We start from the raw sequence: 11,419 nt of genomic DNA, 5'->3' as shown, positions 1-11,419 counted from the left end.
TGTCTTTATATAATTAGAGAAAGACTTAAATGATATTGGTTTACTGAGAAACAGGGGGCAAGGGATGTTGCTTATGAAGTCGTATGGTCGTCGGATGTCTGCACTAGGTTTATGCCTGACATTCGCACTCGCTCCACTGTTTAATGCGCAGGCTGATGAGCCTGAAGTGGTTCCGGTTGATAGCTCCGCAACGGCTGGCGATCAACCGGGCTTATTGCCCCAGCCGCTGGCGCAATCTCCCGTGACAGCGATGATGGCGGGGTTAGCGCCTTTCCCGACCGAAAATGCAGCCGCTTCGGCGCGCGCGTCATTGCAGGAGCTCCTGCCAGCTAACTGGACACCCGTCTACATGAATTCACTCGCTGCGCTTTACGCGGCTCGCGAGATGAAGCCTCTGTGGGAAAACCGGGAAGCGGTTCAGGCGTTCCAGCAGCAACTGGCGGAGGTGGCGATTGCCGGTTTCCAGCCGCAATTCACCGCATGGGTCGAGTTGCTCACCGATCCTGGTGTCACTGGCATGGCAAGGGATGTCGTGCTGTCAGACGCCATGATGGGTTACCTGCATTTTGTGGCCAGCATTCCTGTTAAAGGCAATCGCTGGCTTTACAGTACCAAACCTTATTCACTGGAAACGCCGCCGCTGTCGGTGATTAACCAGTGGCAGGTTGCCCTGGATAACGGCTATCTTCCCCGCTTTGTTCAGAGCCTCGCTCCTCATCATCCGCAGTATGAAGCTATGCATCAGTCACTCCTGACGCTGGTGGCGGATAATAATGCCTGGCCGCAACTCACGGGAACGACCTCGCTGCGCCCCGGTCAGTGGAGCATTGATGTGCCCGCGCTGCGTGAAATCTTGCAACGCAGTGGAATGATGGAAGAGCAACCGAAAATTGCCCTGCCTGGCGATACTGCCGGTGACGATGTTATCAGCCCGTCTGCGATTGCTGTTGAAGAGAGCAAAGCAGCAACGCCAGTGCCCGTTCAGCAAGGCAAAAAGCGCCAGCCGGTGACAGCGGTGCGCAGCGAATATGACCGCAAGCTGGTAGAGGCGGTGAAACGCTTCCAGACGGCGCAAGGTCTGCATGCGGATGGCGTTATTGGCACCGCGACCCGTGACTGGCTTAACGTGACACCTGCACAACGTGCTGGCGTACTGGCGCTCAACATTCAGCGTTTACGGTTGCTACCGGCTAAACTGTCCACCGGCATTATGGTGAATATTCCTGAGTACTCACTGGTTTATTACCAGAACGGTAACGAGGTGTTAGCCTCCCGCGTCATTGTGGGCCGACCGGATCGCAAAACGCCGATGATGAGCAGCGCATTAAACAATGTGGTCGTGAACCCGCCGTGGAACGTTCCACCCACGCTGGCGCGCAAAGATATTCTGCCAAAAGTCTGGAATGACCCGGGGTATCTTGAACGCCACGGTTATACGGTCATGCGTGGCTGGAATAGCAAAGAAGCCATAGACCCGTGGATGGTCGACTGGGCGACGATTTCGCCATCGAATCTTCCCTTCCGTTTCCAGCAGGCGCCGGGCGCGCATAATTCACTCGGTCGCTACAAGTTCAATATGCCGAGTTCTGATGCCATTTACTTGCATGACACCCCAAACCACAACCTGTTCCAGAAAGAGGCGCGAGCATTGAGCTCAGGCTGCGTGAGGGTGAATAAAGCCTCTGAGCTTGCCAATATGCTGTTACAGGATGCCGGCTGGAATGATTCCCGCATTTCCGACGCGTTGAAAGAAGGGGATACCCGTTACGTTAATATTCGTCACAACATCCCGGTGAATCTTTATTACCTGACGGCATTCGTGGGCGCAGACGGTCGCACGCAATATCGTACAGATATTTACAATTATGATTTACCGGCGCGATCCGGTGCACAAATTCTGGCGAAAGCGGAACAATTAATCAGGTAAATGAAGACGTTCTGAAAACATTGTTGTCGTAATACCTGAGGAAAACGGGCGAGATCTGTTGCAACGCCCGTATTTCCTGGGGTCAGGCTGCCTTGACGTGGGGGTTTTTGCCCGGTAAGGTGCCTTTCGTGCGCAATAAAAGTGCATAAAATACGATCACTTTGCTTTCTTGAAGACCTGAAAATCATGGACAAATTTGACGCTAATCGCCGCAAATTGTTGGCGTTAGGTGGTATTGCCCTTGGTGCAGCCATCTTACCTCAACGTGCATTTGCAACCCTATCCACGCCACGCCCACGTATTTTAACGCTGAATAATCTTCATACCGGCGAAACGATTAAAACCGAATTTTTCGATGGCAAGGGCTATATTCAGGATGAATTAGCAAAACTAAACCATTTTTTCCGTGACTATCGCGCGAATAAAATAAAGACCATCGATCCGCAATTGTTTGATCAGCTTTTCCGCCTGCAGGGGTTGCTGGGAACACGCAAACCGGTGCAACTGATTTCGGGGTATCGTTCCATTGATACCAACAACGAACTTCGTGCTCACAGCCGTGGAGTAGCCAAAAAAAGCTATCACACCAAGGGGCAGGCGATGGATTTCCATATCGAAGGGATTTCTCTGAGCAATGTTCGCAAAGCCGCGTTATCTATGCGCGCTGGTGGTGTAGGATATTACCCCAGCAGTGACTTTGTGCATATTGATACCGGGCCGTTACGGCACTGGTAATTCTCAGACAGAAAAACAGGAGCAGTATGAACTATCGTATTATTCCGGTAACGGCATTCTCGCAGAATTGTTCGTTAATCTGGTGTGAAGAAACCCGGCAGGCTGCCGTGGTCGATCCCGGCGGCGATGCAGAACGCATCATGAAAGAAGTCGATGCCTCCGGCGTAACCTTGACACAGATTTTGCTCACGCATGGTCACCTGGATCATGTGGGAGCAGCCGCCGAACTGGCGCAGCACTATTGTGTGCCGATTATCGGTCCGGAAAAGGAAGATGAGTTCTGGCTGCAGGGCTTACCCGCCCAGAGCCGTATGTTTGGCCTGGAAGATTGCCAGCCGTTGACCCCCGATCGTTGGTTAGATGAAGGGGAGACGGTGAACGTCGGCAACGTGAATTTGCAGGTGCTGCATTGTCCGGGTCATACCCCGGGGCATATTGTCTTTTTTGATGCGCAGTCAAGACTGCTGGTATCCGGTGACGTGATTTTTAAAGGCGGCGTCGGACGCAGTGATTTCCCGAAAGGCGATCATGCCCAGTTGATTGATGCCATTAAAAGGAAGCTATTGCCATTGGGCGATGACGTGACCTTTATTCCAGGACACGGACCCATCTCAACGCTGGGTAATGAGCGACTGCATAACCCCTTCCTGCAAGACGAGTTACCCGTCTGGTAAACAAAAAAAGCCGCGATAGCGGCTTTTTTCTTATTTCACATCGCTCAGAGTACGGCGACGATAGCTTCACACAACGGCGACATATTATCCGGCGTCATTCCCGCTACGTTAATACGGCCTGAGGCGACCGCATATACGCCAAACTCTTCGCGCAGGCGCAAAACTTGCTCCTTGGTCAGCCCACTGAAAGAGAACATACCGTTCTGCCTGGTGATAAAGCTGAAATCGCGGTTTGCGCCTTTCTCCTGCAGCGTGTTGACGAATAACAAACGCATGCGTTGAATACGCTGGCGCATATCCGTCAGCTCTTGCTCCCAGATTGCGCGCAGTGCGTCATTACCCAGAATGGTCGCCACCACGGATGCCCCATGCGCTGGTGGGTTGGAGTAGTTAGCGCGGATGGTAGCCTTCATCTGGCTGAAAGCACGGTCGGCGGTTTCGCTATTGGCGGTCACCAGCGTACAGGCGCCAACACGTTCGTTATAGAGGCCGAAGTTCTTAGAGAAGGAGCTGGCGACAATCAGTTCATCGTGAAGCGCTGCGAACGCGCGCAGGCCTTCAGCATCTTCTTCCAGACCACGGGCAAAGCCCTGGTAAGCAAAATCAAACAGCGGCAACCAGCCTTTTTCAACGGACAATTTGGCCAGGATTTCCCACTGCTCAAGCGTAGGATCGATGCCGGTTGGGTTATGGCAGCAGCCATGGAACAGCACTACGTCGCCCGCAGCCGCGGCTTCGAGGCTCGCCAGCATGCCCTCGAAATCCAGCGCATGTTTATCTGCATCGTAATAAGCGTAGTCGCATACTTCCAGACCAGCGGAATTAAACACGCCCTTATGGTTTGGCCAGCTCGGATTGCTTACCCAGATGCGTTTTGCAGAGGTATTTTTTGCCAGGAAATCCGCAGCAACACGCAGGCCACCGGTGCCGCCAGGCGTCTGCGCGGTACGTGCACGTTTGTCATTAATAATGACGCTGCCCTTGCCGAACAGTAATTCCTGGGTGCAACGACCAAATTCAGGAATACCATCGATACCGAGGTAATTCTTCGTAGTTTCATTTTCCAGCAGATATTGTTCAGCTTTTTTTACGCTGGTCAGAACAGGCGTTTTGCCGGTTTCGTCTTTGTAGACACCAATACCCAGGTTGATTTTGGTTGGACGTTCATCGGCGCGAAACAGATCGGCCAGACCCAGAATAGGATCGGCAGGGGCAGCGGTAATATTCTCAAACATGACGAGGTTCCATTTTGGTGACAGAAGGGAGGTCCGCTATCAGGTTAACGGGAGAACCGGTGATTGCCAACCGTTTGCAATAAAAAGCACGCCTCTTTTTGCAGGATAATTTTTTTGAGCCGCTGAAAACAAAAAAACAGGGCCGAAGCCCTGTTTCATATGCATATAACAACGAGTTCTGCTAATTAGAACTGGTAAGTTACACCCAGAGTAACCTGGTCGGAAGTACCAACCCAGGAGTAGTACTGGCTGTCTTTGTCGTCCAGCAGGTTGATACGGTAGTCACCGTATACGTTGAAGTTCTTGTTGAAGTAGTAGTAAGTACCTACAGTCACGTATTTAGCCAGGTCGTTGGAAACGCTGTTGCCGTTGTCATCCAGACCCAGTGCTTTGCCTTTGGACTGAACGTAAGAGATGGACGGACGCAGGCCGAAGTCGAACTGGTACTGTGCGATAACTTCGAAGTTCTGAGTTTTGTTAGCAATAGACTTGTCGTCGTTAACGTCAGTCAGGATGCTGGTGTTACGGGTTTCTGCGTAAACAGTTGCCAGGTAGATGTTGTTCGCATCATATTTTGCGCCAACAGCCCAGGTCTCTGCTTTCTCGCCTTTACCATCAGCTTTCTGGTATTTGGTACGGTTAGCGGTGCTGTATGCGCCGATCACGCCGAAGCCTTCACCGAACTCATAGCCCAGAGAGGTACCGAAACCGTCACCGTTGCCACGTTCAATGTCGTCGCTACGGTCGTTTTTACCCTGATACTGCAGCGCCAGGCTCAGACCATCAGCCAGACCGAAGAAGTTGCTGTTACGGTAGGTCAGAACACCGGTAGAACGGCTGGTCATGTAGTTGTCGGTGTTACCGCCGCCCCAGGTTTCGCCGGAGAAGGACGGAGCCATATCGGTGTAAGATTCTACATCGTAAACCACGCCGTAGTTACGGCCGTAGTCCAGAGAACCCGCGTCAGTCACTTTGATACCAGCGAATGCCAGACGAGTTACGTTGTCCTGGTTGCCTTCAGCTTTGCCCGCTTTGGTACGGTATTCCCATTGGCCGTAACCGGTAACATCGCTGTTTACCTGAGTTTCGCCTTTGAAGCCGATCTGGCCGTAAGAAGAGTCCTGGTTAGAAGTGCTGTCGCCGGAGGTGGTGAAGCCGTGCTCACCAACAACTTTACCGTACAGGTCCAGTTTGTTGCCGTTTTTATTGTAAACTTCAGCAGCGTTTGCTGCGCCAGCTACCAGCAGGGCAGGGATAACCACTGCCAGGATATTGCGCTTCATCATTATTTATTACCCTCATTGGTTTTTTTGAACACCTGCCACTGCCTCCAATAATTTCCGTCAATAATAATTTACGGAACTATTGATGAGAGTTTGGTGTCTTTCTGTGTCTGAGAGGCATCTTTCCATTCATATAATCGTTTCGCTAGCCTGAAAGTGCTACAAATGTCTTAAAGCAGTAACAGAAAGCAATAATGTGTAAGAATTTATGAATTTTAAGGAACTTTGTGAACCAACTCAAAGTTCAGGACATCTCGGAGCAAAAAATCATCATTCCTTTCCTATTTATATGAATTACTTATAATTAATAGAGATAATGGCAATTCTTATCCAATAATCATTCTCATCCCGGTTTTGCTTATACCTAAATTCAGACGTCTGGATTGCTGAGTGAATTTTATCCAAATGTGCTATCAGATGAGGAAAAACTAATCCACAAAACAGGTAGGGGTTATTTTTTGTTCAGAAATGTTTCAGTGCAGAAGTGTAAATTCAGGTCAGAATGGGTAAGTTTGCGTCAGTACTGGAGTGAGGGATAACGAAATAATGGCTAAAAAAAAGGCCAGCAGGTGCTGGCCTTAAAACATTTTAGAATGTTGCGCTGCGCGGTGTGCGCGGGAAAGGAATAACGTCACGTACGTTTTGTACGCCGGTGACGTAAGCGATAAGACGCTCGAAGCCTAAACCGAAGCCAGAATGAGGTACGGTGCCGTAACGACGCAGGTCGCGATACCACCAGTAGTCTTCTTTATTGAGCCCCATTTCTGCCATACGCGCATCCAGCACATCCAGACGCTCTTCACGCTGAGAACCACCGATGATTTCACCAATCCCCGGCGCCAGAACGTCCATTGCGGCCACGGTCTTACCGTCATCATTAAGGCGCATGTAGAAGGCTTTAATGTCTTTCGGATAGTTTTTAACCACAACCGGTGCTTTAAAGTGTTTTTCAGCAAGATAGCGTTCATGTTCGGAAGAGAGATCAACGCCCCAGTAAACCGGGTTTTCGAACGTCTGACCGCAGTTTTCCAGAATGGTTACTGCATCGGTGTAGTCAACCTGTGCGAAGTCCGCTGCGACGAAACGCTCAAGACGGGCGATGGCATCTTTATCTACGCGTTCTGCGAAGAACTTAAGATCATCCATACGTTCCGTCAGTACGGCGTTAAAGGCGTACTTCAGCATCGCTTCTGCCAGACGGGCGTTATCTTCCAAATCGGCAAAGGCGACTTCCGGCTCCAGCATCCAGAACTCGGCCAGATGGCGGCTGGTGTTGGAGTTTTCAGCACGGAAGGTTGGACCGAAGGTGTAAATTTTGGACAAGGCACAGGCATAAGTTTCGCCGTTGAGCTGACCGGATACGGTGAGGAATGACTCTTTACCGAAGAAATCTTTGTCGTAATCCACTTTACCCTGATCGTTACGCGGCAGATTTTCCAGATCCAGAGTGGAGACGCGGAACATCTCGCCAGCGCCTTCGGTATCGGATGCGGTAATCAACGGGGTAGAGACCCAGAAGAAGCCCTGCTCGTCGAAGAAACGGTGCAGCGCTTGTGCCAGCGTGTGGCGAACACGTGCGACGGCACCAATCATGTTGGTACGCGGGCGCAGGTGAGCAACTTCACGCAGGTATTCAATGCTATGACGTTTCGCCGCCATCGGGTAGGTGTCGGGATCTTCAACCCAGCCGGTCACTTCTACTTTTGTCGCCTGAATTTCAAAGCTCTGGCCTTCACCCGGCGATTCCACCACAACACCGGTAACAACCACGGAGCAGCCGGTGGTGAGACGCAAAACGTCTTCATTATAATTGGGCAGAGAATTATTAATAACGGCCTGTACAGGATCAAAGCAGGAACCGTCATAAACGGCGAGGAAGGAGATGCCAGCTTTTGAATCTCGGCGGGTGCGCACCCATCCGCGTACGGTGACTTCTTGGTCAACGGCAACGCGGCTATGGATTACGTCGGCTACAGGCACAACGCTCATAATATTCTCTCTGTTAATTGTCTGGAAAAAATAATCATTTATCCGCCCGAAAAAGGGGGGATACCTATGTTACCTGGCGTGCGCCATCAGACAAGCAGAATTAGCAGTGGAAGAAGATATTTCGGAAATTAATCGTGCCAGAGCGGCATTTGCGCCTTCCAGGTAGATGCCCGTGCTCCGATGAAAGACTTATTCGATGATTACCGTCATCTGCTGCTTAGCATTCTGCATCGAGACAATCGTATTGAATGTTTTGATGTTTCCGCAGGCAAAAAACAGTTCTCGGGTCAGGGTTTCATATTCGGCCATGTCACGGACGTTGATAACCAGCAGAAAGTCGAAATCGCCAGTCACGTAATAAACCTGCTGAACCTGAGGGCACTTAACAAAGCGTGATTTGGTCTCCTCAAGAAGATCGAGACGTTCATTTTCAATTTTTACCTGCACCATAATGGTAATAGGGCGACCCACAAGACTTGCGTTGATCACGCTCACGTTGGCGCTGATGATGCCAGCCGCTTCTAGCGCCGCAATACGTCGATTTACTGCTGAAGGCGACAAATTCACCCGATCGGCAATCTCGCGCTGAGAGAGGCGATTGTCGCACTGTAACAAGGTAAGAATTTTTTTATCCCAGGCGTCGAGCTTCATGGTTTCTGACCCACCTCTTAGAGTGTGATAACGATCGCAGTGCGCAACATCGTTGCATCTACTGGCGCAATAAGGATGAAAATTGCGTACATAAGAACAATTTTGCGCCATTTAATTGGTTTACGCATAGTACCATTTCAAACAGTTGAGTAACTAGCTGACGGAATATTTTCGTTAAATTACCTCAGTACGTTTATTTATTTTTACGTGATCGTCAGCTGATTTATTTGCTAGTGGTGACGTTGAATAATCATTTTATCATCCATTTAAATACCTATAAATAACAAGGTCTGGATATGACGAATGTAATAGATGTTCAATTTAACGGCAGTATAAAACCCTATGGGCAGGGTGTAGATTTAAATGTGTTAAATGAAAATGTTGGTCGAGAAGTTTTGGCATTTCATAAAAGCTTCTCTCAATACACAGTGACACCTTTGCGCTGCTTACCTTATTTAAGTCATCGACTGGGGCTGGGCGCGTTGCATATAAAAGATGAATCCTGCCGTTTTGGTCTTAATGCTTTCAAAGGACTGGGAGGATCATACGCTGTCGGAAAATATCTGGCACAAAAGCTTGGGCGGGATATTCAATCGCTAACGTTTGCTGATCTTAATGTACCGGAAGTTAAATCGCATATTGCTGATAGCGTTTTTGTCACTGCGACAGATGGCAACCATGGGCGCGGTGTAGCCTGGGCGGCGCAACAGCTGGGATTAAAAGCCGTGGTGTTCATGCCCAAAGGCTCTTCTCCCGTGCGGGCGGAAAACATTCGTCAACATGGTGCCGAATGCACTATTACCGATCTTAACTACGACGATACCGTGCGTCTTGCGAACAAAATGGCACAGGAGAAAGGATGGGTTTTATTACAGGACACGGCATGGGAGGGCTATGAGCAGATTCCCACCTGGATTATGCAAGGGTATATGACACTGGCGATGGAGGCCTATGACCAGTTGCTGGAAAGTGGCAATGGGCTGCCTACCCATCTGATTTTACAGGCAGGGGTTGGTTCCTTTGCTGGCAGCATCATGGGCTTTTTTATCGAAAAAATGAAAGAGAAAGCCCCGACGGTGATACTCGTTGAGCCGCATAAAGCGAATTGTCTTTATCGTTCAGCGGTAATAAACGACGGTGATCCTCATTCTGTCAGCGGTGATATGGCAACGCTGATGGCCGGGCTTGCCTGCGGTGAGCCCAACACGATCAGTTGGCCGATAATTCGTGACAATACGTCCTGCTTTATCTCTGCCGACGACAGACTTGCAGCCAATGGTATGCGAATTTTAGCGGCACCACGGCCGGGTACGGATGCTCCTTTTATTTCTGGAGAATCCGGGGCTATTGGTACCGGACTGATCTATGAACTCATGAGTCAGGACTGTTACCGGGAAATAAGAGAACGTCTGAACCTTAATATACATTCGCGTGTTCTGTTGATTAGCACGGAAGGTGATACCTCACCGGATGTCTATGAAGATATTGTCTGGTTTGGACGCAACGCCTGAAATAATAAATAAAAGCGCAAGGGTACCCTACATACCCGCTGAATAAAAACTCTCAAATTAATAAAAATGCACTATAGTGCGAAACGAGAAAGAGAATATCAGCCATGAAAAATGAAATAATATCAGTAAAACGAGATTATCAGGATGTATCCCGCTGGCATAATGAAGACACCATTTGGGTTTTAGGATTATTTGGTACCGCAATCGGGGCGGGGGTGCTTTTTCTACCTATAAATGCAGGCATCGGTGGGTTCTGGCCATTGTTGATTGTATTTGTCCTTGCCTTTCCCATTACTTATCTGGCGCATCGCGGTTTAGCACGCTTCATTTTTTCATCCAATACGCCAGAAAGCACTATAACCGATGCTATTGGTGAACACTTTGGTACCCTGGCGGGGAGGGCATTTACCCTCATCTACTTTTTTGCCATTTATACCATCCTCATTATGTACGCGGTCGCGGTGACGAATACCGCCCAAAGCTTTATCACTCATCAGTTAGGGCTGCCCGAACCGCCAAGAGGAGCCGTGTCGTTGCTACTGATTCTCGGCCTGATGTTTGTGGTTCGCCTGGGGCAACAGATCATCATGCGGGTGATGAGCACGTTGGTTTACCCGTTTATTGCTTCACTGATTTTCATGTCGCTGTTTCTCATCCCACACTGGAACGGCGCTATTTTACAAACACTTAGCCCCAGTTATTCGGGAAGCGGGCAAGGGATCGGTATGACACTCTGGATGACCTTTCCGGTGCTGGTGATGTCGTTTAATCACTATCCCATTATTTCCCCGATGGTAGTGCGGCAGAAACAGCGTTATGGCAAAGAAGTGGCTGATAAGAAGTGTGGGCAAATCCAGCGCCGTGGGATCCTGTTGATGGTTGTAGTGGTGCTGTTTTTTGTTCTGAGCTGTGTGCTAAGCCTCTCTCCTGTACAGCTTGCCGAGGCGAAAGCGCAAAATTTATCCATTCTTTCCTACCTGGCGAATCATTTTGATAATCCAGTCATTGCCTGGTTATCGCCGATTATTGCTTTTGTTGCCATCACTAAATCTTTTCTTGGTCACTATATAGGCGCTTATGAATCTTTGCGCGACATCATTCTGGACCGTGCCGCCGCAAGAGGAAAATCGTTAACCCTTCGCAGCGTAAACACCGTCATCTTTATAGTGATGGTACTGACCTGTTGGTTCGCTGCTTACAAGAACCCCAGCATTCTGGGCATTATCGAAAGCATTAGCGGCCCGACCGGGGCGGCGATTCTCCTTTTGTTACCCATGTATGCCATTCATAAGATCCCAGCGCTTGCACCCTGGCGCGGCAAAATCAGCAACATCTTTGTCACCCTAATCGGGCTTATCACGGTATCGGCCATTTTCTACGCGATGGTGAAATAGAAACGCAATTACAAGGAAAC

The 11,419-nt window shown here is 49.6% G+C and carries 9 protein-coding genes; 5 read left to right on the top strand and 4 right to left on the bottom strand.

What is annotated here, in order from left to right:
• The first annotated feature begins 64 nt into the window (after positions 1-64).
• From ldtD to ACUY4Q_RS15550, 3 genes are all read left to right on the top strand, one after another.
• Positions 65-1,927 carry a L,D-transpeptidase gene (gene ldtD, locus ACUY4Q_RS15560; RefSeq protein WP_458043639.1) on the top strand — a complete coding sequence of 621 codons (1,863 nt, stop codon included), beginning with the start codon at positions 65-67 and terminating at the stop codon, positions 1,925-1,927.
• Between the two features lie 186 nt (positions 1,928-2,113).
• Positions 2,114-2,662 carry a peptidoglycan L,D-endopeptidase MepK gene (mepK, locus tag ACUY4Q_RS15555; protein WP_458043638.1) on the top strand — a complete coding sequence of 183 codons (549 nt, stop codon included), beginning with the start codon at positions 2,114-2,116 and terminating at the stop codon, positions 2,660-2,662.
• Positions 2,663-2,688: 26 nt separating this feature from the next.
• A complete protein-coding gene (locus tag ACUY4Q_RS15550) occupies positions 2,689-3,336 on the top strand; it encodes an MBL fold metallo-hydrolase (protein ID WP_458043637.1) in 648 nt (215 codons plus the stop codon).
• Between the two features lie 44 nt (positions 3,337-3,380).
• Here ACUY4Q_RS15550 and ACUY4Q_RS15545 read toward each other — a convergent pair whose 3' ends face one another.
• From ACUY4Q_RS15545 to ACUY4Q_RS15530, 4 genes are all read right to left on the bottom strand, one after another.
• Positions 3,381-4,571 carry an amino acid aminotransferase gene (locus tag ACUY4Q_RS15545; protein WP_458043636.1) on the bottom strand — a complete coding sequence of 397 codons (1,191 nt, stop codon included), beginning with the start codon at positions 4,569-4,571 and terminating at the stop codon, positions 3,381-3,383.
• Between the two features lie 185 nt (positions 4,572-4,756).
• Positions 4,757-5,857, bottom strand: a complete 1,101-nt coding sequence (locus tag ACUY4Q_RS15540; protein ID WP_458043635.1) for a porin — start codon at positions 5,855-5,857, stop codon at positions 4,757-4,759.
• A gap of 585 nt (positions 5,858-6,442) precedes the next feature.
• The gene (gene asnS / locus ACUY4Q_RS15535; protein WP_458043634.1) at positions 6,443-7,843 is read right to left on the bottom strand and encodes an asparagine--tRNA ligase; all 1,401 of its coding nucleotides are present in this window, start codon (positions 7,841-7,843) and stop codon (positions 6,443-6,445) included.
• A gap of 189 nt (positions 7,844-8,032) precedes the next feature.
• On the bottom strand, positions 8,033-8,494 hold the full coding sequence (locus tag ACUY4Q_RS15530) for an Lrp/AsnC family transcriptional regulator (RefSeq protein WP_458043633.1): 462 nt from the start codon (positions 8,492-8,494) through the stop codon (positions 8,033-8,035).
• Positions 8,495-8,790: 296 nt separating this feature from the next.
• Here ACUY4Q_RS15530 and dpaL point away from each other — a divergent pair, with 296 nt between their 5' ends.
• Positions 8,791-10,005, top strand: coding sequence for a diaminopropionate ammonia-lyase (gene dpaL, locus ACUY4Q_RS15525; RefSeq protein ID WP_458043632.1), 1,215 nt, complete (start codon positions 8,791-8,793; stop codon positions 10,003-10,005).
• A 104-nt stretch (positions 10,006-10,109) separates the two neighbouring features.
• A complete protein-coding gene (locus tag ACUY4Q_RS15520) occupies positions 10,110-11,399 on the top strand; it encodes an aromatic amino acid transport family protein (protein ID WP_458043631.1) in 1,290 nt (429 codons plus the stop codon).
• Positions 11,400-11,419 lie beyond the last annotated feature (20 nt).

The organism is Phytobacter cepae (genome assembly GCF_054165735.1).
Note: the sequence above shows the minus strand (reverse complement) of the source record. Positions and strands in the feature narration are given on the sequence as shown.

Bases quoted from the DNA above. Each gene is read 5' to 3' on its own strand.
- ACUY4Q_RS15530 (WP_458043633.1), bottom strand. From the start codon at position 8,494: ATGAAGCTCGACGCCTGGGATAAAAAAATTCTTACCTTGTTACAGTGC.
- ACUY4Q_RS15540 (WP_458043635.1), bottom strand. From the start codon at position 5,857: ATGATGAAGCGCAATATCCTGGCAGTGGTTATCCCTGCCCTGCTGGTA.
- mepK (WP_458043638.1), top strand. From the start codon at position 2,114: ATGGACAAATTTGACGCTAATCGCCGCAAATTGTTGGCGTTAGGTGGT.
- asnS (WP_458043634.1), bottom strand. From the start codon at position 7,843: ATGAGCGTTGTGCCTGTAGCCGACGTAATCCATAGCCGCGTTGCCGTT.
- ldtD (WP_458043639.1), top strand. From the start codon at position 65: ATGTTGCTTATGAAGTCGTATGGTCGTCGGATGTCTGCACTAGGTTTA.
- ACUY4Q_RS15550 (WP_458043637.1), top strand. From the start codon at position 2,689: ATGAACTATCGTATTATTCCGGTAACGGCATTCTCGCAGAATTGTTCG.
- ACUY4Q_RS15520 (WP_458043631.1), top strand. From the start codon at position 10,110: ATGAAAAATGAAATAATATCAGTAAAACGAGATTATCAGGATGTATCC.
- ACUY4Q_RS15545 (WP_458043636.1), bottom strand. From the start codon at position 4,571: ATGTTTGAGAATATTACCGCTGCCCCTGCCGATCCTATTCTGGGTCTG.
- dpaL (WP_458043632.1), top strand. From the start codon at position 8,791: ATGACGAATGTAATAGATGTTCAATTTAACGGCAGTATAAAACCCTAT.